The sequence below is a fragment of the Paenarthrobacter sp. PPS72 genome, assembly GCF_048537125.1.
Classification (GTDB): domain Bacteria; phylum Actinomycetota; class Actinomycetes; order Actinomycetales; family Micrococcaceae; genus Arthrobacter; species Arthrobacter nitroguajacolicus_E.
This window is the reverse complement of record NZ_JBLYIE010000082.1, coordinates 1-22,858: the sequence shown is the minus strand read 5'-3', so window position 1 is coordinate 22,858 and position 22,858 is coordinate 1. Positions and strand designations below refer to the sequence as shown.

Below are 22,858 nucleotides of genomic sequence, written 5' to 3'. Positions count from 1 at the left end.
ACGGCGTCATCGAAACCACCCGCCGCATCGCCCGCGGATTTCGGAACTTCACCAACTACAGACTCAGATGCCTACTCGCCGCCGGCGGCCACCGCCCCTATCGGCAGAACACCCTCAACCATGCCTAAATGCGAAGGGCCCGTTTACCCGCACAGCAAAAGAAGAAGGTCCGCAGCTTGGCAGCTGCGGACCTTCTTCTTTAGTAGAGGATTACTTCTTCTCCGGGTTTTCCGCGCCAGGAACGACGTTTTGTGCGACGGGGTCGTTGCCGGTACCTTCGAGGCCGGTTCGGATTGTCATCGGAGCCACACCGCCGGCGGCCTTCTTGGAGCCGCGGCGTTCAATCCAAATGGCCAGCCGTGAAACGGACAGGTTGATCAGGATGTAGATAGCAGCGCCTACGAAGAATGCGGAGAACAACAGGCTGGGCTCGAGGTCCGAGATGAGCTTCACCTTCCGAAGGAGTTCCTCGTAGGCCACGATGTAGCCCAGTGACGTGTCCTTCAGAAGGACCACCAGCTGTGCGATGAGTGACGGAAGCATACGGCGGATCGCCTGCGGGAACTCGATACTCATTCTGGACTGGAAGCTGCGGAGACCAATGGCCAAACCGGCCTCGCGCTGTCCCTTCGGGAGTGACTGGATACCGGCCCTCAGAATCTCGGCAAAGATCGCTGCGTTGTACAGGACCAGACCGCTTACAACTGCCACGAACGGGCTGGTGGCGAACACCAGTAGCACGAACAGGATCATGAGGACCACGGGCATGCCGCGGAGGAATTCGAGCACCACCTGGGTGGGAATCCGAATCCAGGAGATCAGGGAGATACGGAGCAGGCACAAGACGACACCCAATGGGAAGGCAATCACCGCGGCCACTCCCGCAGCCTGCAGGGTGGCAAGCACACCCAGTCCCAGTTGCGTCCACACGTCCTTGGCTGACTCGTTGACGAACACTTCCCAGCGGGAGGCGTTAAAGATTCCCTGTGAGGACAGGATGACGATGGCTCCCACCAAGCCGCCGGCAATGATGATGGAACCGAGCACGGAGCCAATGAGGGAAATGCGGCGGGCCTTCGGGCCCGGTACGTCGTACAGAACCGAAGTCATCGGGCGATCGCCACCTTTTTCTCGACAAAGTGGGCCAAGAGCCCGAGGGGCACGGTGATCAGAAGGTAGAAGAACGCCACACCGATCAGGATCCACATGACAGCGTCACCACGGCTGTTGGACAGCTGGAGGCCATAGCCGAACAGTTCCAAAACGAAAAACGCACCTGCGACGGATGAGTTCTTGACCAAGGCGATCATGATGTTGATCAACGGGGGTATGACGGTGCGGACAGCTTGGGGAAGGACGATGAAGCCCAGAACCTGCGTGAACGTCATGCCAATGCTGCGGGCAGCTTCAGCCTGGCCCACGGGGACGCTGTTCACGCCGGAACGGACGGCTTCGGCTACGAAGGCAGCCGTGTAACTGCTGAGAGCAATAATGGCGGCGACTTCGAACTGTTCGAATTTGACGCCCAGCCGGGGGAGCACGATGGCTGAGAAAAAGAAAATGATGGTAAGTGGGGTGTTTCTGGCGATTTCAACATAGAACGTGCTGAAACCCCGCAACGCTGCCACCGGCGAGACGCGCATCGCGGCCAGTAGCGTACCGAAAATGAGTGAAATCACCCCGGATACGACAGCTAGAAACAGGGTTCGGAGAAATCCGTCCCAGTATTGGGGGAGGCTTTCGAAGATGGCGTCCATGGCTTCCTTCGGCTACGGCGGAAAGGGATTGAATCCTAAAGGTCAGTGGCTGCCGCCGTCCCCCTGAGGGAATGGCGGCAGCCATCGGACTCCGGCTAGTAGCGGTCGATGGTGGGGAGCTCAGGAACGGTCTTGATGACCTTTCCTGCAGTGGCCTCCCAAGCCTTCTTGTAGGTGTCGTCCTTTGCGAAAGCTTCCAGTTCGTCGTTGATCCACGTGCGGAACACGGTGTCGTCCTTCTTCAGTCCGATGCCATAGGGCTCCTTGGTGAACGTTTCTTCGGAGGCCAATTTGAAGGCGTCCGGTTCCTTGTCCACGTAACCGGCGAGGATCACGTTGTCAGTGGTAACGGCCACAACCTGCTTGTTGCGCAGCGGCTCAAGGCAGGCGGTGTAGTTGGCCGCGGGAACCAGTTCAGCGCCGTACTTCTCCACAATGGTTTTTGCCGGAGTGGAACCCGTCACGGAGCAAACCTTCTTGCCCTTGACGTCTTCAGGCTTGGTGATGGAGTTGTCGTCCTTGTTCACCAAGAGTGCCTGGCCGGCTTCGTAATACGGGCCTGCGAAGGAGACCTTTTCCTTGCGGGCGTCATTGATGGTGTAGGTGGCGATGACGAGGTCAACTCGGCCCTGCTCGATGAACGGTTCGCGGTTGGCGGAAACGGTCTCCACCCATTCGATCTTTTCCGGGGAGAGGCCCAGCTTGGCGGCGATGGCCTTGCCGATTTCGACGTCGAATCCGACAGGCTTGCCGTCCAGGCCCTTCTGGCCGAACAGTGGCTGGTCAAACTTGGTCCCGATGGTGATCTTGTCAGCCTTGCTGAGCTTCTCCATGGTGGTTCCGGCAGCAAATGAGGGCTTCTCGACGGGAGCCGGCGTCGTGCTGCTGCCGCCGCCGCAGGCGCTCAGGGAGAGAGCAAGCGCAGCCGATGCGGCCACCAGGAGTGACTTCCTCCGGGTAATAAGAGACTTCATGATGTTCCTTTCATTGGGTGGCCGCCTTACGGCCGGGGGTGCTGGCGGTAAGGAGCTAGTGGGTCAAGAGCTTGGACAAGAAGTCCTTGGCACGGGTGCTCTTCGGGTTGGTGAAGAATTCCTCGGGAGTTGCGTCCTCCACGATCTGACCGTCAGCCATGAAGACCACTCGGTCAGCAGCCTTGCGGGCGAAGCCCATCTCGTGGGTGACCACGATCATGGTCATGCCTTCCTTGGCCAACTGGATCATGACATCCAATACTTCGTTGATCATCTCGGGGTCCAACGCGGATGTGGGCTCGTCGAACAGCATCACCTTGGGCTTCATGGCAAGAGCGCGGGCAATAGCCACACGCTGCTGCTGGCCGCCGGAGAGCTGGGCGGGAAGCTTGGGAGCCTGGTGCCCGACGCCTACACGCTCAAGGAGTGCCATGGCCTCTTTGTCGGCCGTGCCCTTGGCCACCTTCTTAACCTTGATGGGACCCAGTGTGACGTTCTCAAGAATCGTCTTGTGGGCGAACAGGTTGAAGGACTGGAACACCATTCCGACGTCGGCACGCAAGTGCGCGAGGTCCTTGCCTTCTTCGGGAAGCTTCTTCCCGTCGATGGCGATGTCGCCGTCGTCGATCGTTTCCAAACGGTTGATCGCACGGCAGAGAGTGGATTTACCGGAACCGGACGGTCCGATAACCACCACGACTTCACCCTTCTGAACCTGGAGGTTGATGTCTTTGAGGACGTGCAATTGACCGTAGTGCTTATTGACGCCGTTCAGGGAGACGAGGGCATCGCCGGACGCTTGAGTAGTCATACGACGAATCTAGCGAACAAAGAAGCAAATATGACCACGGTCACGGCAACTTCCTGAAGATCGTGACTGAACAGAAACCTGCCCCACAGCGATATACCAGACTGCAATGCAACAAGCGGGTCGCAGCGATGGAGCATGCCTTCATCCGCGCTAGCCTTGGGCAATGAGCATCAGCCAGCACCCAGTTCCCCATCCCGATGCCAACGGCCGCGTCGAGGGCACCCACGTGCCTCTCCCTTCGGAGATCGCACCGGCCAAGCACAAGGGCCCCTTGGAGCTTCGACGTAAACAGGCAGACACGGGGATGTCGGATCAGCATTTGCTGGATACCAGCGGTGCCGGGCAGTTCATCCACACCGATCCTTGGCGTGTCTTGAGGATCCAGAGTGAGTTCGTTGAGGGCTTCGGAGCCCTGGCTGATTTGGGCCCCGCCGTCAGTGTGTTCGGATCGGCGCGAACCAAGCCGGGCACCGAGTACTACGAGATGGCTGTCGATGTTGGGCGAAAGCTCGCTGAAGCCGGCGTTGCAGTGATCACCGGTGGCGGACCCGGATCCATGGAAGCTGCCAATAAGGGCGCCGTGGAAGGCAATGGGGTCTCCGTGGGCCTGGGCATCGAACTGCCGTTCGAGCAAGGACTCAACCAATGGGTGGACCTGGGCATCAACTTCCGGTACTTCTTCGCCCGCAAAACCATGTTCGTCAAGTACGCGCAGGGCTTCGTGGTGCTTCCCGGAGGACTCGGCACCCTCGATGAGTTGTTCGAGGCCATGGTCCTTGTCCAAACCCGCAAGGTGACCTCTTTCCCCATTGTGCTTCTGGGTATTCGGTTCTGGGGACCCATGATCGAGTGGATCAAGGACACGTTGGTGGCAGAAGGCATGGTCTCTGAGAAGGACCTTGACCTGATCCAGCTGGTGGATGACCCGGCGGACGCGGTGCATCGCGTCCTGCACGGTGCACCCCTTCCGCCTACCACCAATGGAAACCAGCGCCCGGAGTAGCCGGCTGTTTCTGGCACGATGGACCCTGTGAGCTTTTTCCTGGTGTTTCTCGCGATAGTCCTCATCGGCGCGGCGCTGTATCTCGGTGCCGGGATGGTACGGGGGCGCCCGATCGGATCGGGGCTTGACCAACCCGTCCCCAACCTGCCGGCGATCCTGCTGCCCGAGGACGCCAAACCCGCCGACGTCGACTCCTTGCGTTTTGCCTTGGGACTGCGTGGGTATCGCATGGACCAGGTTGACCAGGTCCTGGATGAACTGAGGGACCAGTTGCAAGCCAAAGACCGCGAGATCGAACGACTTGGTGCCTTGAGTCAGCCGCGTCTTGAGGACGGCGAAACCGGCCGGACCAGGCCGTGAGTTCGCAGGCCCCCACGCCTGGACGAACGGCTGAATCGAAAACGCAGGGGCAGCGGGGACCCACAGCACGGCTTTCCTTGGGCCTCTCAGCTGCGGGCGCCAAAATGGCGGGATGGCCGTGGTGGCTGCAAGTTTCCTTGGTCTTCGTAGCGGCCAGGTTTGTCAGCGCCTGCATCTTCATGGCTGCCGCGATCCATCAGGGAACAAATCCGTGGTTTCCGCCGGCTCCGGATTACTGGAACTTCATCACTATTTGGGATGGACGCTGGTACCAGGAAGCTGTTGACAGAGGCTACCCCTCGGTCCTGCCCGTTGATGCGAACGGTGTGGTGCAGCAAAATGCGTGGGCGTTCTATGCGCTTTTTCCGTTCCTCGCCCGGGGGCTCTCGGCCGTCAGCGGGATAGGAACCCTCCCTTCCCTCACCATCATCGCGATGCTGGCAGGTGTGGGCGCAGCGTTGGTGATCTACAAGCTCTTCCGAGAGTTCGCAGGCAAGCGCACCGCGCTGTGGGGCGTCGTTTTCGTCTCTACTTTTCCGGTATCCCCGATTCTCCAGGTCCCGTATGCCGAGTCCCTAAATCTGTTGCTGTTGTCGGGGACCTTGCTTCTCGTGGTTCGGCGCCGGTATGTGGCCGCTATCCCGGTAGTGCTCCTGATGTGCCTGTCCAGGCCCACAGGGGTGCCGTTTGCCGCCATGATGGGGCTCCTGTTGCTTTCGCGCTTGTGGCAGCGCTTTGGGCCATCCAAAATGCCGTCCGTTTCAGGTCCGGCCCACAACGACGACCGCCCGACGTCAGTGCGCAGCCTGCTGTCGCTGGGGGCGCTGGTGCTGGCAGCGGGCGTGGGAGCCTTGGCCTGGCCGGCCATTGCCTGGGCAACCACCGGTGAAGTCACTGCCTACACACGCACAGAGACAGCCTGGCGGGGGCAGGACCTTGTGCCTTTCAAGCCGTGGTTCGATACGGGCCGGATGCTGTTCGGTCCGGTCCTGGGCGTGTTTGCTCCGTTCGTCTTTACGGCATTGTTCGTGCTGGTCATGATGTCTAAGCCGGTCAGGGCGCTGGGAACCGAGCTACGCCTGTGGTGCGCTTGCTACATGGGTTATTTGCTGGTCTTCCTTCACCCGCAGACCAGTACCTTCAGAATGCTGTTGCCCCTTTTTCCGCTGGCTCTGGGGGTGGCACTGCTGTCCAGGTCCAAGGCGTATCGGGGAACCGTGGTGCTGATGTTCGTCCTCCTCCAGATCGTCTGGGTGGTGTGGCTGTGGGCCTGGGCTCCGCTCCCCGGCGGCGGGGACTATCCCCCCTGACGTGGACCTTTGCCGTGCAAGGGGAGTATGTACAAAGCCCGGACAAATAGGAGTTTGATTCGCTACGGACGGGTAATTACGGGATAATGGACTAAGAGCAAGGACAAAGCACCGAAAAGTGCCCGGCCAAGGCGGCCTCCCAAGCGGTGCCGCCGGCTGCAATTGCGACGCGGAACCAGCCCGGCCGGGTTGGCGTGACTTGGGACAAATGGAGGGGATTTTCCTAATGGCGGCTATGAAACCACGTACCGGCGACGGCCCTATGGAAGTTACCAAAGAGGGACGCAGCTTGATCATGCGTGTGCCGCTCGAAGGCGGAGGCCGACTCGTTGTCGAGCTCAACGCCGCGGAAGCGGCCAACCTCAAGGAATGCCTCGTTGGCGTTACTGAATAGGCGTTTTGACTAGAGTTACATTGCAGGGCCCGGCGAGCCGGGGCCCTGCTTTTGTTTAAGCCGCTTTGCGCAGTTGGCGTGGCGGGGAATACTTTGAGAGGTGCCCTTGCCTCCCGCGGGCGCCCCTACTTCTTAACGGCCACCAGAAGTCCATCACCCGTGGGCAGCATCGCTGACGCCAGCCGCTCGTCGTCGCGAATGGCCTTGCCGATCTGACGCAGAACCACTGTGGTGGCATCCCGCGCAGCGGGGTTGGAGACGCGGTCCTTGTCCAAGGCATCGTTGATGACCAAGGTTCCGCCGGACTTCAGGAGGCGGATGGCCTGTTCCACATACTTGGGGAAGTTTGGCTTGTCCGCGTCGATGAAAACAAGGTCATAGGCAGAGTCGGTCAGGCGCGGCAGTACATCGGCGGCGCGGCCGGAGATGGTGCGGGTCCGGTTGGCCGGGCTGCCCGATTCCAGGAACGCTTCCCTGGCGGCCTTAAGGTGTTCGACGTCCACGTCGATGGTGGTCAGCACGGCCTGGGGGCTCAAGCCTCGCAGCAGGCAGACACCCGACACCCCTGCTCCTGAGCCCACTTCAACCACTGTCTGCGCCTTTGAAGCGGCAGCAAGCACTGTCAGTACGGCGCCCACGCCGGGGCTGATGGGGTTGACACCGAGTTCGAAGGACCGCTCCCTGGCGCGCAACAAAACATCATCCTCAGCCGGCAGATCTTCTGCGTAGGACCAGCTGCTTGACTTGTCGGCACTCATGAAGGGGTTCGCTTTCCGCGGGTAGGGGTGTTTGTACCAAGACTACTGTGTAAACCCGCCTAACCCCGCTGCGTTGGAGTCTCCTGAGGCTGTGTCCAGCGCCCGTTTCAGCCTTGCGGGGAAATTGCCCGCCAGTCAGGAAATTCCCAGACAAACTTGGGATGATAATGCTCCGATCATCCATGAGGTGGCCGGCACCGAAGATTCGGTGAACCACAGTTTGAGGGGAGTGGACGATGCCGGCATCGCATGCTGCGCCAGTCCAAACATCGGAAAGCCTTGAGGCCGTTACTGATTGGGTCATGCCCAGCTGGGAGGAAGTGGTTTCGAACCACTCCGCCAAGGTATATCGCCTCGCCTATCGCCTGACCGGCAACAAGTTCGACGCCGAGGACCTTACCCAGGAAGTCTTCGTCAGGGTGTTCCGCTCCCTGGAGAATTTCAAGCCGGGAACCCTGGACGGTTGGTTGCACCGCATCACCACCAACCTGTTCCTGGACCAGGCACGGCGCAAGAGCCGGATCCGCTTCGACGCGCTCGCTGAGGATGCCGAATCACGCTTGCCCGGCCGAGAGCCGGGTCCGGAGCAGAGCTTCGAACACAACAACCTTGACCTTGATGTCCAGCGGGCCTTGGAAGAGCTCCCGCCGGACTTCCGCGCCGCCGTCGTGCTGTGTGACCTTGAGGGCCTTTCCTATGACGAAGTCGCAGAGGCGCTCGGTGTGAAGCTGGGGACTGTCAGGTCCCGTATCCACCGTGGACGGACCATGCTGCGCGAAAAGCTTGCCCACAGGGACCCCCGGCCGGCAGAGGCCCGCAAGCCGCGGTTGAAGATGCCCCGCATCGCCAGCGTTCTTTAGGAAGTCGATGCCTCGACGTTCACTTCGTCCGGGAGCCCTGTCCCGGCGCACCTTGGCTGCTCTGCGCCATACTCGCAGCCCTGAGCACCTGCAGAACTGTTCCGAGTGCCGGCTTGCGCTCGGCCGGGAACGGCAGTACTTGGAGCGTCTCCGTGGCGTGTCGGTGCCCGAGGCCAGCCAGGATCTTGCGGAACGGTTGATCGAGCACACTGAACGCTTGGCCAGCGAGCCCGCCTCAACATACTCACCACAGAGGCGCCGGTACCGCGGGCTGCGGAGCCTCCGTCTCGCCGGCATTGCTTCAGGCGCTTTGGTCGTGAGCGCAGGCGCCCTGGCGGTCTCGGCCTATGTGATAGCCGGCGATGATGAGCCGCAGTTCCTTGCGGGGACCGGAGATGTCGGCGCCCTTGCCGGCAGTTGGACTGGCAACTCCGCAGGTGCCATGGTGGGACCCGCGTTCCGCGGCGGCAGCACCGTCAGTTTGAGCCCTGCACAGATGGAGTCATTACGGAAAGACGGGTGGGCTTGTCCCGACCTCGCCGGCATGGGGTTCCGTGTCGTGTCCGCACAAGCCTCCATACGCAACGGAAACCCCGCTGTGGAAATCCGGCTTGAAAGCAACGGCCAATACGCCACCATCGTGGAGGAACACCTCCCGGTGGATCGATCCGACCCAGGACTATCCACGTCGGCGCGGCTTTCTGTCACGCAGGGGACCCCGTGGAAGGCCACCTACACCATGCCGGCAGCTGTCATCAGCTACGCCTCCGACCTCCCGGCGGACGCCGCGGATGACGCCGTACCCGAAATTGTGCGGGCAGGGGAGGCCATGACGTTGGCGGCCGGCGACGAAGATCCAGAAGCCTGGTACGGACGGCTGCTCCGCGGCCTCCAGACCCTGCTCCGCCCTGCCGGTTTATGAGCGGCACCACAGACAAGGTAATCTTCGTAGCGTGCTTGGAATCAACGGCCCGGAGTTCATACTCCTTCTGATTATCGGCGTACTCGTCATCGGTCCCAGCCGTTTGCCCGAATACACTCAAAAGCTCGCCAACCTGGTCAAGGAAGTTCGTCGAATGGCTTCCGGCGCGCGCGAGCAGATCAAAGAAGAAGTCGGCATCGATATCGATGAAGTCGACTGGAAGAAGTACGATCCCCGCCAGTACGATCCCCGGCGGATCATCAAGGACGCGCTCCTTGAGGACGATACCAAGCCGGTCAGTGCCGGGGCTCCCGTAGCTGCCGCGGCGGCAGTGGATGCCAAGCCCAAGGCCCCTGCGCGCGTCATTGAGCGGCTCGCCGAAGGCGAAGCCGCCCCGTTCGATTCTGAGGCAACCTGATTCGAAGCTGACGCCCGCTCTGTGGTGCCCGCTCAGTGGTGCCCGCTCAGTGGTGCCTGCTAAGTGGTGTCGGCTTAGCGCGGCTGGATTCCCAAGGGCATGCCCGAGAGCCCGCGTGGCCGAGTGGCCAGGGCGGCGGCAATGTCCTCCATCGCCTCGGCGGCTGCCGTTTCAGGCGCTGCCAGAACCACAGGTTTTCCTGCGTCGCCGCCCTCCCGCAAACGGATGTCCAGCGGAATCTGCCCGAGAAGAGGAACGTCTCTTCCCACGGCAGCGCTTAGCCGTTCAGCCAGGATGGCACCCCCGCCGCTTCCGAACAATTCCATGCGTCCGCCGTCGGGCATTTCCAGGTACGACATGTTCTCAATGACGCCGGCCACTTTCTGACCGGTCTGGGTGGCGATGGTACCGGCGCGTTCGGCGACGTCCGCAGCAGCTGCCTGCGGCGTGGTGACCACCAGGATTTCCGCATTGGGCAGAAGCTGGGCCACTGAGATGGCGATGTCCCCCGTACCGGGGGGCAGGTCCAGGAAGAGGGCATCGAGGTCGCCGAAGTATACGTCGGTGAGGAATTGTTCCAAAGCCCGGTGCAGCATCGGACCGCGCCAGGCTACCGGCTGGTTGCCCGCAACGAACATGCCGATGGAGATGACCTTAACGCCGTAGGCGACAGGCGGAAGGATCATGTCGTCCACCTGGGTGGGCTTCTGCTTGATCCCCATCAAGGCGGGCACGGAGAAGCCGTGGACATCGGCGTCCACGATCCCCACCCGAAGGCCTTGGGCAGCCAATGCACAGGCGAGATTGACGGTGACGGATGATTTGCCCACCCCACCCTTGCCACTGGCTACGGCGTAAACCTTGGTCAGGGAGCCAGGCTTGGTGAAGGGTATGCCGCGCTGTCCACCGGGTCCTCGGAGTTGTTCCTTGAGTGCTTCGCGCTGGGCCGGGGTCATGACCTTCAACTCAACATTCACGCCTGTGACGCCCTCCACCCGGATGAGGGCGTCGGTGGCGTCCTTGGTGATGGTCTCGCGCAGGGGGCACCCGGCGATGGTCAGCCGTACGGCGACGTGCACCGCGCCCTCATCATCGGCAGAGACCGATTCCACCATTCCGAGTTCCGTGATGGGGCGCCGGAGCTCGGGATCAATGACCGTTGCCAAGGCAGCCTGCAGGGCCTCAACAGATGTGTTGCTCATAGGGTCAGGCTCGGCTTTCGGGGTTTTCAGGCGATGGCTTGCCTGTGGAGTGTTGTGGACCTGAGGTCCGCGGTTGGCGAACCTTTGGAATCTGCTGCGTTCGGGGCCCACGCGATTTGTCACGCTTCTCCTTCAATTTCTCCTTGACCTTTTCGCCCGAAGATTCCGCGCCATCGGAGCCGGCTTCGTTCTCTCGGAGTTCCTCCTGGGCATCGATGATGTCTTCCAGCAGGCTGCGGAGTTCGGTGCGGACATAGTCACGTGTGGCTACTTCACGCAACGCGATGCGGAGTGAGGCCAATTCCCGCGTCAAATATTCGGTGTCGGAAAGGTTGCGTTCGGCACGCTGGCGGTCCTGCTGGAGCGACACACGGTCCCGGTCATCCTGCCGGTTTTGCGCGAGCAGCAGGAGCGGCGCGGCGTAGGAGGCCTGAAGGGACAACATGAGGGTCAGCAGGGTGAAGCCCAGCTCCACGCGGTCGAACTGCCACTCGGTGGGCGCGAAGGTGTTCCAAGCAAGCCAGAACACACAGAACACTGTCATGTAGACCAGGAACGTGGGCGTACCCATGAACCGGGCGAAGCCCTCTGTGGCGTTCCCGAAGGCGTCCGGGTTGGGCGAGAACTTGGGCAGGATGCGTTGCCGCCCGCTCAGGGGCGTGTCGAGGCTGCTGCTCGAGCGTCCTGCGGACTTGGGGGATCGGGCGGCGTTGTTATCAGCCAATGCGGCCTCCAAGTTTCCTTATAGGGGCATCGTCCTCGTGGGCGCGCCAGTCATCGGGCAACAGGTGATCCAGCACGTCATCAACAGTCACCGCCCCCACAAGGCGGCCGTCGTCATCAACGACTGGAAGTGAATTAAGGTTGTACGTGGCCAGGGTCCGGGCAACTTCGCTGATGTGGGCTTGGTCCGAAAGCGGCTCAAGGTTCTTGTCCACGAGGTTGCCCAAAGGTTCCGGCGGTGGGAAGCGCAGCAACTGTTGTATATGCACCACCCCCAGGAAGCGGCCGGTGGGGGTCTCCAAGGGCGGGCGGGCGATGAAGATGGATGAGGCAAGCGCAGGCGAAAGTTCCTCGCGCCGAACGTGGGCCAGTGCTTCGGCAACTGTGGCTTCCGGCGGCAGAATGACAGGGACCGGAGTCATGAGGCCGCCGGCAGTGTCTTCGTCGTATTCCAGGAGACGGCGGACGTCCTCGGCTTCCTGGGGTTCCATGAGTTGCAGCAACTCTTCGGCCTGTGCGGAAGGAAGCTCGGCCAAGAGGTCGGCGGCGTCGTCGGGATCCATCTCTTCGAGGATGTCAGCGGCGCGTTCCACATCCAGGGCGGAGAGGATCTCCACCTGGTCGTCTTCGGGGAGTTCCTGGAGGACATCGGCGAGGCGCTCGTCCTGAAGCTCACTGGCTACCTCGAAACGCCGCTTGTCGCTCATTTCCTGAAGCGCTTCGGCAAAGTCGGCAGGTTTCAGGTCTTCGTGGGTCGCAACGAATTGCGTGGCAGCCTGGGGCTCATTGTGGGCGCCGGTCTGGGCGTCGGCCCAGTCGATAATGAGGGTCTCGTTGCGGCGGAGCCTGCCGAACGGTGAGAGGGAGTGGCCGCGGCGGACGAACAGCTTGCTGACAAACCAGTCCTTGGACCGGTGTTGGTCCATGGCGATGTCCTCGATGGTGGCGTCCCCGCTGCCATCGGCCAGCGTTACGCGCCGGTCGAACATTTCAGCTACTACAAGTGTTTCGGCGCCGCGCTGCTCGAATCGCCGGAGGTTGACCAGGCCGGTGCAAATGATCTGCGTCTGGTCGATGGACGTGATGCGGGTCATGGGAACGAAGACCCGCTTCTTGCCCGGAACTTCAACCACGATGCCCACCACATGGGGAGCCCCGCGGGTACCTCGGGAGAGCACCACGACGTCGCGCAACCGGCCCAGACGATCGCCCAGGGGGTCGAAGACGTCCAAGCCGAGCAAGCGCGCGACAAAGACGCGTGAGGGATGTGTGCTCATGTTTACAGGCTACCGAGTCTGCTCTCTTTTAGCTGAATTCCAGCCGCTACACATGTCCATGAGACACAATGGGGCTATGTCAAACATTTTTGGTGCTCCCAAAGCCGTTGAGGAATCCCGCAGTGTCCCCCAAGGTGACACCGTAGGCTCGTACACCTCGTATTTGGATGCCCAGAAGGCGGTGGACTACCTCGCAGACCAGCAGTTCCCCGTTCAGTTGGTGTCGATCGTTGGCAATGACCTCAAAATGGTGGAGCGTGTGACCGGGCGCCTTAGCTACCCCAGGGTGGCGTTGTCCGGTGCCCTGAGCGGCATGTGGTTCGGCCTTTTTGTCGGCGTCATGCTGTCCTTCTTCACTCCCGCCGGGGGGCCGTTCTCCATCATCACTTCGGTGCTCATGGGTGCGGCTTTCTTCATGCTGTTCGGCATTGTTACTTACGCCATGCAGCGCGGGAAGCGTGACTTCACCTCAACCAGCCAAGTGGTGGCCACCAACTACGACGTCATCGTCGCAGTGGAGGCAGCCCACGAGGCCCGCCGCTTGCTCCACCAACTGCCCATGAACCCGTCCCAGGCAGCCGCGCCCCAGGCAAACTACAATCAGCAGAATGCGCCGTTCCAGCAGCCCGGCCAGGCTCCTGAGCGGCCTTCCACGTGGAACGACCCCTATGGCCAGCGCGGCCCGGAGTCCCACGGGTCAAGTGCTCCGGAAGGACAGGGTACCGCTGCGCCGGTGAACCAGCCGGCTCAGAATCCGACGCCGGCGGCTGTCCGTTACCCGGACCTCCCGGACGGTCGTCCTCAATATGGTGTCCGGGTCACCGATGGTCAAAATCAAGCCGGAGATGCATCGCAGGAAGACGGCCAGCAGTCCGGTTCCGAGGGTTCGCCCAAGCAGTAGACGCTTCCCCAGGGGCACCAGTTTCCCCAGGGCACCAGCTTCCGCAGAACACTGGTTTCCGCCGAACACTGGTTTCCGCAGAACAGATAAGGGAAGGCCACCGGATCTCCGGTGGCCTTCCCTTTCGTATAAGCCCAGTGCGTATGAGCCCAGTTTCTTATTAGGTCAGTTGCTTGGGCTTAGCCCTGGACTTCCTGGTAGATGCCTGCCATCCAGGACTCGACGTCGTCGGCCTTGCGCGGCAACGCTGCGCTGAGGTTCACGGGGCCGTCTGCGGTCATGAGGATGTCATCTTCGATGCGAACGCCGATCCCACGGTACTCCTCGGGGATGGCGAGGTCTTCGTTCTTGAAGTAGAGGCCGGGTTCGATGGTGAAAACCATGCCCTCGGTGAGGATTCCATCCAAGTACAGCTCCCGCTTGGCTTGGGCGCAGTCGTGGACGTCCAGGCCAAGGTGGTGGCTGGTACCGTGCGGCATCCAGCGGCGGTGCTGCTGGCCCTCCGGACTGATGGCTTCCTCGACGGATACAGGCAGCAGGCCCCACTCGGCGAGGCGTTCGGCCAGGACCGTGGTTGCAGCGGTGTGGATGTCCCGGAACTTGATGCCGGGCCGGGCAGCAGCAAAACCGGCATCTGCGGCGTCGAGCACTGCTTCGTAGACCTTCCGCTGGACATCGGTGAAGGTACCCGTGGCCGGAAGCGTGCGGGTGATGTCAGCGGTGTAGAGGGAGTCGGCTTCCACGCCGGCGTCGAGGAGCAGGAGCTCGCCGGCGTTGACGGTTCCGGAGTTGCGGTTCCAGTGCAGCACGGTGGCGTTGTTGCCGGACGCGGCGATGGTGTCGTAGCCGAGTTCGTTGCCTTCTTCACGGGCACGGGCAAAGAAAACGCCTTCAACTACACGCTCTCCGCGCTTGTGGGTCAGCGCCCGGGGGAGGGCACGGACCACGTCAGCGAAGCCTTCCACGGTGGCCGCGACGGCGATCTTCATCTGCTCGATTTCCCACTCGTCCTTGAGGAGGCGAAGTTCGGACAGTGCTTCGCTGAGCTTCTCGTCCAGGGCGTCGAGTTCGCCGAGGTCCAGGTTCTCGGGATCCTTGGCCGTGTTGTAGCGGGCGGTGTCAACCAGCGCTTCAATGTTCTCGTCCACCTTGCGGACCAGTCGAATGGAGATGCCGCCGATCTCCGGTGCGCCAACGTTCTTGGTGATGGCCATCTCCAGCTCCGAGATGTGTGCGGTGAGGAGGCCGAGCCGGGCCTCGAACTCGGCCAGCGTGGGGCGCGCACCGATCCAGAATTCGCCGGCGCGGGAGTCAGCATAGAACTGTTCCGTATCCCGGCCGGCCAGCGGACGGAAGTAGAGGGTGGCAGTGTGATGACCGCCGTCGTCGCCCTTTCCTTCAGAGACGGGCTCAAGGATCAGCACGGCGTCGGGCTCGTGGTCCAGGCCCAAGCCGGTGAGGTGGGCGAAACCGGAGTGGGGGCGGAAACGGTAGTCGCAGTCGTTGGAGCGGACCTTCAACGGACCGGCCGGAATGACGAGCCGTTCGCCCTTGAACAGTTCGGAAATAGTACGACGACGGCGGGCAGCGTGGTCTGCGACAGCGTCACGCGCAGGGGTTACCTGCGGGGCGGGCGCCCAGTTGCTGGCCATGAATGCCTTGAAGGCATCGGATGTGGGCCGTTGCGAGCGGTTGTTGACACGCTCTTGCAGTGGCTGGGAGGACGAGTTCTGGGTGTTTTCGGCATCGTTCACCGTTACATCGTCCCACCAGTTAGGTGGGGAGGCCAACGGCGCAACATTCCAAGCAGGCCTGCATCCCATAGGCTGGGAAAGTGAGGATAGACCTGCATGCGCACTCAAATGTTTCCGACGGAACCGAGACACCGGCCGGGGTGATCATCTCCGCCGTCTCGGCCGGCTTGGACGCCGTGGCCGTGACCGACCACGATTCGACGGATGGTTGGGACTCCGCCGCTGCAGCTGCCCGGGAACATGGCATTGCTTTCGTTCCTGGAATGGAGATCTCCTGCCGGACCGAGCAAGGGATCAGCGTCCACCTGCTGAGTTACCTTCACGACCCCGCCCATGCGGGTCTGCTGGAGGAAATCACCAAATCCAAGGACGCGCGGCTCACCCGTGCCGAGCACATGGTCACTTTGTTGTCCGAGGATTATCCGTTGACATGGGACGACGTCATCCACCATGTGGCTCCCGGTGCCACAGTGGGTCGCCCGCACATCGCCGATGCCTTGGTAGCCGCAGGGGTAGTTGCGGATCGTACGGAAGCTTTCACGTCCATCCTCACCTCACATTCGCGGTACTTCGTGCAGCACTATGCGCCCAACCCGGCAGTCGCCGTCGAACTTGTCCGCGCAGCCGGCGGCGTTCCCGTCTTCGCCCATCCTGTGGCCTCTTCCAGGGGGCGCATCGTGGGGGAGCGGACATACCGGGACATGATTGATGCCGGACTGCTGGGACTTGAGGTTGAACACCGCGACAACCCGGAGGAGGGCCGCACGTTCCTCCGCGGTATGGCCGCCGAACACGGGCTGCTCATGACAGGGTCTTCCGACTACCACGGGGCAGGCAAGCCCAATCTGTTGGGGGAAAATACAACCTCGCCCGCGGTCTTGTCGCGGATTGAGGAGTTGGCAACAGGCAGCACGGTCATCCGCTGATGGATCTGCAACTGCTCGCCTCCGTCATCGTCACGCTGTTCGTCATCATGGATCCACCGGGTACCGTGCCGATTTTCATGTCCTTGACGGCACAGATGTCGGCCAAGGACCGGAACCGCTCAGCCTTCCAGGCTCTCCTGGTGGCTACCGGCGTGATCGTGGTGTTTGCGATTTTCGGCCAGTCCATCCTGAATTACATGCACATCTCGCTGGCCGCCTTGCAGGGGGCCGGTGGCCTGCTCTTGGTACTCATCGCGCTGCAACTGCTCACGGGGTCCACCAGCGGCGAGGAGAACGCTGCCAAATATAAGAACGTGGCTTTTGTTCCGCTGGGAACTCCGCTCATGGCCGGGCCCGGAGCGATCGTGGCGGTCATGGTGTTCGTGCAGCAGTCGAGCCAGCTCTCCGAGTACTTGGCGGTAGGGCTCGGTATTGCTGTTGTGCTGGGCTCGCTGTACCTTGCCATGCGGTTCGCGGGCGTCGTGCAGCGTGTGCTCGGTGAAAACGGTGTGGAGCTGGTCACCAGGATCGCAGGCCTGCTGTTGTCAGCCATTGCCGTCCAGATGATCGCCGACGCGGTTCAGGCCTTCGTGAAGGGTGCTGCCTGATCCAGGCTCGCGTCCGGCTGAGACCCGCTCCGGCGGAAATCTGCCTTGCTGCCCAGCCGTTTCCGCATGACCTCGATAGCCTGTTCGTTCTGGTCGACGCACACGAATTTGCGTCCCAGTTTGGCTGCCACGGCACCGAGGGTTCCTGAACCGGCGAAGAAATCGAGGCACCAGTCGCCTTCACGGCTTGAGGCGGAAACAATTCGGCGCACCAGGCCCTCAGGCTTTTGCGTGGGGTAGCCGGTTTTTTCGCGGCCGGTGGGCGAAACGATGGTATGCCACCAGACATCCGTGGGCAGCTTTCCGAGCTCGCGCTTGGCGGGAGTTACCAGACCAGGCGCCATGTAGGGTTCCCGGTCCACTTCGGCGTTGTCGAAGTGATACTTGGTGGGGTTCTTGACGTACACCAGGATGTTGTCGTGCTTGGTAGGCCAACGGTTCTTGGCGCGGGCTCCGTAATCGTAGGCCCAGATGATCTCGTTGAGGAAGCACTCCCGTCCGAAGATCGAGTCCAGCATTACCTTGGCGTAGTGGACTTCCCGGTAATCCAAATGCAGGTACAGGGTGCCGTCGTCCGCCAGCAGGCGCCAGGCCTCCACGAGTTTGGGTTCCAGGAAGGACCAGTAATCGCTGAAGGCGTCGTCGTAGCTGTGCAGGGCGCCCTTGATGGTGTCATAAGAGCGGCCCTTGAATCCGACGCGGTCGCCGTCGCCGTCCGCATTGCGGACCATGCGGGTTTCCTGGCGGCGTTGGACCCGGCCCGTGTTGAAGGGCGGGTCTACGTAGATAAGTGTGAAGGCGCCGTCCGGCAGCGTAGGGAGGAATTCCGCGTTGTCCGCGTGCACCACCAAGTTGCCGCCGTCCGGCGCCCAAACAGATTCAGTCATTGAGGTTTTTAGGCCTCGGTGCTGCCGGACTGGGCAGCTGCGGTCTCACCGGAAACCACTTCGCCGTTGCGGCGACGGGTACGGGTCCTACGCGTGCGTGCAGGCTTCTCGGCATTGTCGGCGCCGGTAGTGCGGGTTTCCGAGGCACCGGCAGTTGGGCCTGCCTCGGCGTCAGAAGTACGACGGCGGCGCGTGCGGTTACGGCCACCCTCGCCCTTGGATTCACTGGACTCGGCGTCACCGGTCCTGCCGGAGCGGCCACGGCCGCCGTCGCGACCGCCGTCGCGCTTGCCGTCACGTCCACCATCCCGGCCTGACCCGCCGGAGCGGGCGTTCTTCTTGCCGGTCTCGCCAAGGTCCTCAAGGACCTCGGCGTCAACGCCTGCGAGGACGCGCTTGTTGCGCGGGAGGCGGCCCTTGGTGCCCTCGGGGATGTCAAGATCGGAGTACAGGTGCGGCGAAGATGAGTACGTTTCCACGGGCTCGGGAACGCTGAGTCCCAAGGCCTTGTTGATCAGGCCCCAGCGAGGCATGTCGTCCCAGTCAACAAACGTGACGGCAGTGCCCTTGTTGCCCGCGCGGCCGGTACGGCCCACACGGTGCAGGTAGATCTTCTCGTCTTCCACGCACTGGTAGTTGATGACGTGGGTGACGTCATCGACGTCGATGCCGCGGGCCGCGACATCGGTGGCCACCAGGACATCGACCTTGTTGTTGCGGAAAGCGCGGAGGGCCTGCTCGCGGGCGCCCTGGCCAAGGTCGCCGTGAATGGCTGCGGCTGCGAAGCCGCGGTCAACGAGTTCCTCGGCAACCTTCGCGGCGGTGCGCTTGGTCTTGGTGAAGATGATGGTGCGGCCACGTCCGCGGGCCTGCAGGATGCGCGCCACAACCTCGGTCTTGTCCATGCTGTGGGCACGGTAGATGAGCTGGCGGATGTCGCGCTTGGTGAGTCCCTCATCATTCGGGTCGGCAGCCCGGATGTGTGTGGGCTGCGTCATGTAGCGGCGGGCCATCGCAATGACGGGGCCGGGCATCGTCGCCGAGAAGAGCAGCGTCTGCCGAACAGCCGGGGTGCCGGCAATCAGTGTCTCGACGTCGGGGAGGAAGCCAAGGTCCAGCATTTCGTCGGCTTCGTCAAGGATGACCATTTTGACGTTCTTGAGGCTCAGGTGCTTCTGCTTGTAAAGGTCGATCAGTCGGCCAGGGGTGCCGACGACGATTTCGACGCCCTTCTGCAGGGCATCAATCTGGGGCTCGTAAGCGCGGCCGCCATAGATGGTGGCGATGCGGGCGTTGCGTTTGCGTGAGGCAGCCTGGAGGTCGTTGGCAACCTGCACGGCGAGCTCACGCGTGGGCACGATGACCAGGGCTTGCGGTGCGCCCGGGACGGCGAGCTTTTCGTAGCCTGCATCATCCCGGCCGGCCACGCGCTGGAGGGCGGGGATGCCGAAGCCCAGGGTCTTTCCGGTACCGGTTTTGGCCTGGCCAATGATGTCGTGGCCGCTCAGGGCGACCGGCAGGGTCATGGCCTGGATGGGGAAGGGGTGGGTGATCCCGGCGTCGGCCAAGGACTCAACGATGTCGGCGCGGACGTTGAAGTCAGCGAACGTCTTCTCTTCGATCTCATGGGGCGTCTCATCCGAGATGATCGTTTCCTCGGGTTCGATGGATTCGGTTCCGGTGGAGTCCGTCAGGACTTGGTGGGTATGCAATTCACTCACAGGGAGTTTCCTTATTCATTTGGGCATTGGCGCTGCATGCTCAACGGCGGCGGCGGAGCCGTACCGGAGCACGAACGGGCGCACAAGCAAGTCCAGTGGAAGCCGATCGCGGGCTATCTAAGTACTGGCACTGGTGACCAGTTGGTATATCTCAAGATCGCGTAGGGGCGGGCTTGTTGAGTTCAAAAATTAACTGAATCAACGACCGGGCATCCATTACTACAAGCCCAGTCTATCCTCTGGGGGCCGGAAAGCCCGGATCGCCGAATGAGTGGCCCTAGGACAGCAGCTCGAACCTGATCTCGCGGCTCGCGATATCGGCCTTCAGCAGCCGCACCCGAACCTTGGTTCCGGACTCCATCTCTCCATCGCAGCGGGCCGTAACAGCAGGCTCTGCGATCTGTATGACGCCGAAGGGACCGTTGCCGTTGCCGTTTCCATTCCCGTTGGAAGCTTTGGAACCTGCTCCGTTGGACGGTTTGGACCCGGAAATGACCACGGCGTCGAATTCCTGGCCAATATGGTTTGCCACGAGCGCCGCTTCCACGGTATCCAGCGCCGCCCGCTCCAGGCGTCCGGCCACTTGGTCAGAGGAGGCCATGATCTCGGGCAACGAAGGGAGTGCCTCACGCGCCCACGCCGGGATGTCGTGGTTGTTGCTGAGCGCTTCGCAGATCACCAGGACGAAGCGATCGATCAGTCGCCGCAAAGGTGCCGTGGTGTGTGCGTAGGGAGCCCCGATGGCTGCCTGGATCACGTTGGCCGGCACCTCACCGTCAAAGGGGGTGTAACCGGCACCGCGGAACAACGTGCCGGCAGAGTGCAGGATGGCCAGTTGCTTGGGATCGGATGCATCCAGGGTGCGGAGGTACTCGCCGTAGCTGACCTGGCCGTCCCAGGGCTTCCCGAGTGCAGAGGTCTGCCGCTTGAAATGGAGCAGCGAGCGGTCATCGGGCGCGGGCATGGTACGCAGGATGCCCACTTTTCCATCGAGCATCATCTGCGCGGCTGCCATGCCGGTCATGAGGGAGATCTGCGCGTTCCAGTCCTCAACCGGGAGGGACGGGGCGGCAGCGATCCTGTACTCGCCGCCGTCGGTTGCCTGGACTATTTCCTGTTCCGGCATATTGAGGCTTGCGCCGCCGCGCCGGCGTTCCAATTCCACGCGCTTCAGTCCCACTTCCTTGAGGAGTTGCAGGACAGCCGGCGCGGTGTCGTCGTCGATCTGTTGTTGCGCGCCCTTGTAACTCAGCTTTGCCCTGCTGCGTACGGCGGCACGGGCAACGGTGACGGACTGCACTTCAGCTTCCGCATCCAAGTCGAAATCCCAGACGAAAGCGCTGCAATCCTGGTCGGCCAGCAAGCTGCCGGCGTTTTCGCTGATGACCTCCGGATGCAGCGGGATCCGCCCGTCGGGGGCGTAGAACGTCTGCCCGCGTTGACGCGTTTCGGCATCCAGTGCGCCTCCTGGAACCACGAAGGACGGCACATCGGCAATGGCATAGAGGACCTTGTATCCATCACCGGCCCGGTCGATGAACAAAGCCTGATCCAGGTCGGTGGACGTGGCGGGGTCAATGGTCACAAAAGGAATATCCCTCAGGTCCTGAGCCGGCAACTCAAGGGTCTCCACGGCCTGACGTGCTTCTGCCACGGCTTCCGGCGGGTACTCGCCAGGGAGTTCCAGCTCCGTCCTCAGGGCGGCAAGGGCCGCGGCAAGCAGATCCGAGGAGTCGTCGACGTTGGGCGCAATCCGATGATGTGACACGAAAATCAGGTTAGCCCGAAACCGGCGGATAGTCTCGGAGGTCCCTACGAAAGAACCCGCAGCCCCGTGACCAGTTCACGTAAAGGGCGGCGGGTTCTTTCCTGAAGCAGATTTATGCGTGGCTGATCAGCTACTGGCCGGCCGGAGGGGTCAGCGTGAAGGTGGCCGCTTCATCACCATAGTCGTCGTTGACCACAATCGTGGTGGGGCCGTTCTTGATATCAAACGCGATCACACCCTGCTTCACCTCTCCAATGGCAACTGTCCCCGTGGGCAGGCCGCCAAGGCCGTCCTCCAGGAACAGCAGGTCCCCCTCGTTGCCGTCAGCGTCGTAGGCTTCGAAGTTCGTTGACGCCGCGAAGCTCGTCCCGGTCAGTGTCTCCCAGGAAATTTCCAGGACAAGGAAACCTCCGTTGGCAGGTTTCATGTAGGTCATGGACGGAATCTCGTTGGTGTAAAGGGAGTCCACGACGCCCACCTTCACAGTGGTGCTGTCATCAACGTTCACGGTGAAGGAGTTCGCATCGTTGGCAGTTCCCTCTGACGGCAACAGCGGCCCTTGGCTGGCCGAGGGGAGCGGCACTACGGGTGTGTTTCGTCCTTCCTGGACGGCAGCAGCCACCAAAGTCAACGACAAAACGGTGGAGACGATTCCGATGATCACACCGGCGAACCAGACGACGATGGTGATGATCCACGCCTTCTTCTTGTTCTCCGGGTAACCTGCCAGCGGACGGCCCTGCTTGTCCCGCGCGTTTCCTGTCAGCGTGATGATCAGGTCCACAATGGACCAGATGCCGAAGCCGCCCGCGGTGAGGAGCTTCGCTATGCCGGTACCGATCTTGCCCAGGTAAAACCGATCCACGCCCAGGCCACCAAGGAGGAGTGACAGAATCCAGGTGGTCATGAAGGACTTGAGGGGACCACCCGCTCCCTGGGCCCCGTAAGGACCGGAGTCCGGACCGGGCTGGTAACCGGCGGGGCCTCCGCCCTGGAACTGGCCTCCAAAAGCAGAGGGTGCGGCGGGGACCTGCGGAACCCCTGCTCCGGCATCATTTTGGGGCGAGGGCGGGTAACTCGGGTGACTCATTAAGGATCCTTCGGTGAAATGGGTGCGAGGAGCGGGACGTGCGGCGCGGGACATGCGGCAGGCAACTCACTTCGAGCCAGCCTAGTAGGCGTGACCCCGAAAGCAGGAACCCGGTGCCGGGAAGGTTTGGGGGCAGCCGGAGCTAGTCTTGGATGCTTCTATATTCGTCAATGCCTGCTTCAGGAGTCACTCAGGGCGTCCAGCTACGCACCGAGTCAGCATCCGTTTGGCAGCCGACGCGGCTGCCCGGGAGCTGGGCGTTTCCCAGCAGAGTCCAGATCGTGGAGGAGCAAGCCACGGAAACCCGAATCTAAAAACGAAGGAGAAACTATTGATTTATCAGGATACACATCTCCGAGCCCACGAGACATTGATACTGATCTGGGGGGGTGTGTTTTTTTTTTGGGTGGAGGGGGGGGGGGGGGGGGGGGGGG

Annotated in this window: 23 protein-coding genes; 10 read left to right on the top strand and 13 right to left on the bottom strand. The window is 62.0% G+C overall.

What is annotated here, in order from left to right; all coding sequences use genetic code 11:
- Positions 1-210 precede the first annotated feature (210 nt).
- The 4 genes from ACLRGI_RS23120 to ACLRGI_RS23105 all read right to left on the bottom strand — a co-directional run bounded on the left by ACLRGI_RS23120 (position 211) and on the right by ACLRGI_RS23105 (position 3,542).
- The gene (locus ACLRGI_RS23120) at positions 211-1,110 is read right to left on the bottom strand and encodes an amino acid ABC transporter permease (RefSeq protein ID WP_419203775.1); all 900 of its coding nucleotides are present in this window, start codon (positions 1,108-1,110) and stop codon (positions 211-213) included.
- Positions 1,107-1,757, bottom strand: coding sequence for an amino acid ABC transporter permease (locus ACLRGI_RS23115; RefSeq protein WP_419203774.1), 651 nt, complete (start codon positions 1,755-1,757; stop codon positions 1,107-1,109). The genes ACLRGI_RS23120 and ACLRGI_RS23115 overlap by 4 nt, the downstream gene beginning before the upstream one ends.
- Before the next feature lie 95 nt (positions 1,758-1,852).
- Positions 1,853-2,731, bottom strand: coding sequence for a glutamate ABC transporter substrate-binding protein (locus ACLRGI_RS23110; RefSeq protein ID WP_419203773.1), 879 nt, complete (start codon positions 2,729-2,731; stop codon positions 1,853-1,855).
- 55 nt (positions 2,732-2,786) lie between these two features.
- Complete coding sequence (locus tag ACLRGI_RS23105; RefSeq protein WP_011775438.1) at positions 2,787-3,542, bottom strand: amino acid ABC transporter ATP-binding protein; 756 nt, start codon at positions 3,540-3,542, stop codon at positions 2,787-2,789.
- A 163-nt stretch (positions 3,543-3,705) separates the two neighbouring features.
- Between ACLRGI_RS23105 and ACLRGI_RS23100 the strand changes: the two genes are divergently transcribed.
- The 4 genes from ACLRGI_RS23100 (at position 3,706) to ACLRGI_RS23085 (ending at position 6,609) form a co-directional block, all read left to right on the top strand.
- On the top strand, positions 3,706-4,545 hold the full coding sequence (locus ACLRGI_RS23100) for an LOG family protein (protein ID WP_402934012.1): 840 nt from the start codon (positions 3,706-3,708) through the stop codon (positions 4,543-4,545).
- Positions 4,546-4,563: 18 nt separating this feature from the next.
- A complete protein-coding gene (locus ACLRGI_RS23095) occupies positions 4,564-4,905 on the top strand; it encodes a DivIVA domain-containing protein (RefSeq protein WP_419203772.1) in 342 nt (113 codons plus the stop codon).
- A gap of 104 nt (positions 4,906-5,009) precedes the next feature.
- Entirely contained in the window at positions 5,010-6,215 is a 1,206-nt protein-coding gene (locus tag ACLRGI_RS23090) for a hypothetical protein (RefSeq protein ID WP_419203776.1), read from the top strand.
- A gap of 226 nt (positions 6,216-6,441) precedes the next feature.
- The gene (locus ACLRGI_RS23085; RefSeq protein WP_009357720.1) at positions 6,442-6,609 is read left to right on the top strand and encodes a DUF3117 domain-containing protein; all 168 of its coding nucleotides are present in this window, start codon (positions 6,442-6,444) and stop codon (positions 6,607-6,609) included.
- A gap of 125 nt (positions 6,610-6,734) precedes the next feature.
- Here the strand turns inward: ACLRGI_RS23085 and ACLRGI_RS23080 are convergent, their stop codons facing one another.
- Positions 6,735-7,367 carry an O-methyltransferase gene (locus ACLRGI_RS23080; RefSeq protein ID WP_419203770.1) on the bottom strand — a complete coding sequence of 211 codons (633 nt, stop codon included), beginning with the start codon at positions 7,365-7,367 and terminating at the stop codon, positions 6,735-6,737.
- 236 nt (positions 7,368-7,603) lie between these two features.
- On the opposite strand from ACLRGI_RS23080, the gene sigE reads away from it, so the two are divergent.
- The 3 genes from sigE to ACLRGI_RS23065 are packed head-to-tail and all read left to right on the top strand — an operon-like array spanning position 7,604 to position 9,567.
- Positions 7,604-8,227, top strand: coding sequence for an RNA polymerase sigma factor SigE (gene sigE, locus ACLRGI_RS23075; protein ID WP_419203769.1), 624 nt, complete (start codon positions 7,604-7,606; stop codon positions 8,225-8,227).
- A 7-nt stretch (positions 8,228-8,234) separates the two neighbouring features.
- Positions 8,235-9,149 (top strand): hypothetical protein, encoded by a 915-nt coding sequence (locus ACLRGI_RS23070; protein ID WP_419203768.1) that lies wholly within the window; start codon positions 8,235-8,237, stop codon positions 9,147-9,149.
- 31 nt (positions 9,150-9,180) lie between these two features.
- On the top strand, positions 9,181-9,567 hold the full coding sequence (locus ACLRGI_RS23065) for a twin-arginine translocase TatA/TatE family subunit (protein ID WP_419203767.1): 387 nt from the start codon (positions 9,181-9,183) through the stop codon (positions 9,565-9,567).
- A gap of 74 nt (positions 9,568-9,641) precedes the next feature.
- Here the strand turns inward: ACLRGI_RS23065 and ACLRGI_RS23060 are convergent, their stop codons facing one another.
- The 3 genes from ACLRGI_RS23060 to ACLRGI_RS23050 are packed head-to-tail and all read right to left on the bottom strand — an operon-like array spanning position 9,642 to position 12,769.
- Positions 9,642-10,769 (bottom strand): Mrp/NBP35 family ATP-binding protein, encoded by a 1,128-nt coding sequence (locus tag ACLRGI_RS23060; protein WP_419203766.1) that lies wholly within the window; start codon positions 10,767-10,769, stop codon positions 9,642-9,644.
- A gap of 4 nt (positions 10,770-10,773) precedes the next feature.
- Positions 10,774-11,505: a DUF1003 domain-containing protein gene (locus tag ACLRGI_RS23055; RefSeq protein ID WP_419203765.1), complete on the bottom strand. Its 732-nt coding sequence runs from the start codon at positions 11,503-11,505 to the stop codon at positions 10,774-10,776.
- Entirely contained in the window at positions 11,486-12,769 is a 1,284-nt protein-coding gene (locus tag ACLRGI_RS23050; RefSeq protein ID WP_419203764.1) for a magnesium transporter MgtE N-terminal domain-containing protein, read from the bottom strand. The genes ACLRGI_RS23055 and ACLRGI_RS23050 overlap by 20 nt, the downstream gene beginning before the upstream one ends.
- 76 nt (positions 12,770-12,845) lie before the next feature.
- Here ACLRGI_RS23050 and ACLRGI_RS23045 point away from each other — a divergent pair, with 76 nt between their 5' ends.
- The gene (locus ACLRGI_RS23045) at positions 12,846-13,670 is read left to right on the top strand and encodes a YflT domain-containing protein (RefSeq protein WP_419203763.1); all 825 of its coding nucleotides are present in this window, start codon (positions 12,846-12,848) and stop codon (positions 13,668-13,670) included.
- Positions 13,671-13,849: 179 nt separating this feature from the next.
- On the opposite strand, the gene ACLRGI_RS23040 is transcribed toward ACLRGI_RS23045, so the two are convergent.
- Positions 13,850-15,424: an aminopeptidase P family protein gene (locus ACLRGI_RS23040; RefSeq protein ID WP_419203762.1), complete on the bottom strand. Its 1,575-nt coding sequence runs from the start codon at positions 15,422-15,424 to the stop codon at positions 13,850-13,852.
- Positions 15,425-15,504: 80 nt separating this feature from the next.
- On the opposite strand from ACLRGI_RS23040, the gene ACLRGI_RS23035 reads away from it, so the two are divergent.
- Positions 15,505-16,350: a PHP domain-containing protein gene (locus ACLRGI_RS23035; protein ID WP_419203761.1), complete on the top strand. Its 846-nt coding sequence runs from the start codon at positions 15,505-15,507 to the stop codon at positions 16,348-16,350.
- A complete protein-coding gene (locus ACLRGI_RS23030; RefSeq protein ID WP_091468732.1) occupies positions 16,350-16,958 on the top strand; it encodes a MarC family protein in 609 nt (202 codons plus the stop codon). Before ACLRGI_RS23035 ends, ACLRGI_RS23030 begins: the two co-directional genes overlap by 1 nt.
- On the opposite strand, the gene ACLRGI_RS23025 is transcribed toward ACLRGI_RS23030, so the two are convergent.
- From ACLRGI_RS23025 to ACLRGI_RS23010, 4 genes are all read right to left on the bottom strand, one after another.
- The gene (locus tag ACLRGI_RS23025; protein WP_419203760.1) at positions 16,931-17,845 is read right to left on the bottom strand and encodes a DNA-methyltransferase; all 915 of its coding nucleotides are present in this window, start codon (positions 17,843-17,845) and stop codon (positions 16,931-16,933) included. The two genes, ACLRGI_RS23030 and ACLRGI_RS23025, sit on opposite strands and share 28 nt — an antisense overlap.
- A gap of 8 nt (positions 17,846-17,853) precedes the next feature.
- Positions 17,854-19,566: a DEAD/DEAH box helicase gene (locus ACLRGI_RS23020; protein ID WP_419203759.1), complete on the bottom strand. Its 1,713-nt coding sequence runs from the start codon at positions 19,564-19,566 to the stop codon at positions 17,854-17,856.
- A 277-nt stretch (positions 19,567-19,843) separates the two neighbouring features.
- The gene (locus tag ACLRGI_RS23015; RefSeq protein WP_419203758.1) at positions 19,844-21,334 is read right to left on the bottom strand and encodes an RNB domain-containing ribonuclease; all 1,491 of its coding nucleotides are present in this window, start codon (positions 21,332-21,334) and stop codon (positions 19,844-19,846) included.
- Positions 21,335-21,464: 130 nt separating this feature from the next.
- The gene (locus tag ACLRGI_RS23010) at positions 21,465-22,424 is read right to left on the bottom strand and encodes a TM2 domain-containing protein (RefSeq protein ID WP_419203757.1); all 960 of its coding nucleotides are present in this window, start codon (positions 22,422-22,424) and stop codon (positions 21,465-21,467) included.
- Between the last annotated feature and the right edge of the window lie 434 nt (positions 22,425-22,858).

Excerpts from the sequence above, each read along its gene's own strand:
- ACLRGI_RS23060 (WP_419203766.1), bottom strand. The coding sequence starts at position 10,769 with ATGAGCAACACATCTGTTGAGGCCCTGCAGGCTGCCTTGGCAACGGTC.
- ACLRGI_RS23070 (WP_419203768.1), top strand. The coding sequence starts at position 8,235 with ATGCCTCGACGTTCACTTCGTCCGGGAGCCCTGTCCCGGCGCACCTTG.
- ACLRGI_RS23100 (WP_402934012.1), top strand. The coding sequence starts at position 3,706 with ATGAGCATCAGCCAGCACCCAGTTCCCCATCCCGATGCCAACGGCCGC.
- ACLRGI_RS23115 (WP_419203774.1), bottom strand. The coding sequence starts at position 1,757 with ATGGACGCCATCTTCGAAAGCCTCCCCCAATACTGGGACGGATTTCTC.
- ACLRGI_RS23045 (WP_419203763.1), top strand. The coding sequence starts at position 12,846 with ATGTCAAACATTTTTGGTGCTCCCAAAGCCGTTGAGGAATCCCGCAGT.
- ACLRGI_RS23050 (WP_419203764.1), bottom strand. The coding sequence starts at position 12,769 with ATGAGCACACATCCCTCACGCGTCTTTGTCGCGCGCTTGCTCGGCTTG.
- ACLRGI_RS23110 (WP_419203773.1), bottom strand. The coding sequence starts at position 2,731 with ATGAAGTCTCTTATTACCCGGAGGAAGTCACTCCTGGTGGCCGCATCG.
- ACLRGI_RS23095 (WP_419203772.1), top strand. The coding sequence starts at position 4,564 with ATGGACCCTGTGAGCTTTTTCCTGGTGTTTCTCGCGATAGTCCTCATC.
- ACLRGI_RS23080 (WP_419203770.1), bottom strand. The coding sequence starts at position 7,367 with ATGAGTGCCGACAAGTCAAGCAGCTGGTCCTACGCAGAAGATCTGCCG.
- ACLRGI_RS23090 (WP_419203776.1), top strand. The coding sequence starts at position 5,010 with ATGGCGGGATGGCCGTGGTGGCTGCAAGTTTCCTTGGTCTTCGTAGCG.
- ACLRGI_RS23120 (WP_419203775.1), bottom strand. The coding sequence starts at position 1,110 with ATGACTTCGGTTCTGTACGACGTACCGGGCCCGAAGGCCCGCCGCATT.
- ACLRGI_RS23010 (WP_419203757.1), bottom strand. The coding sequence starts at position 22,424 with ATGAGTCACCCGAGTTACCCGCCCTCGCCCCAAAATGATGCCGGAGCA.
- ACLRGI_RS23030 (WP_091468732.1), top strand. The coding sequence starts at position 16,350 with ATGGATCTGCAACTGCTCGCCTCCGTCATCGTCACGCTGTTCGTCATC.
- sigE (WP_419203769.1), top strand. The coding sequence starts at position 7,604 with ATGCCGGCATCGCATGCTGCGCCAGTCCAAACATCGGAAAGCCTTGAG.
- ACLRGI_RS23025 (WP_419203760.1), bottom strand. The coding sequence starts at position 17,845 with ATGACTGAATCTGTTTGGGCGCCGGACGGCGGCAACTTGGTGGTGCAC.
- ACLRGI_RS23105 (WP_011775438.1), bottom strand. The coding sequence starts at position 3,542 with ATGACTACTCAAGCGTCCGGCGATGCCCTCGTCTCCCTGAACGGCGTC.
- ACLRGI_RS23085 (WP_009357720.1), top strand. The coding sequence starts at position 6,442 with ATGGCGGCTATGAAACCACGTACCGGCGACGGCCCTATGGAAGTTACC.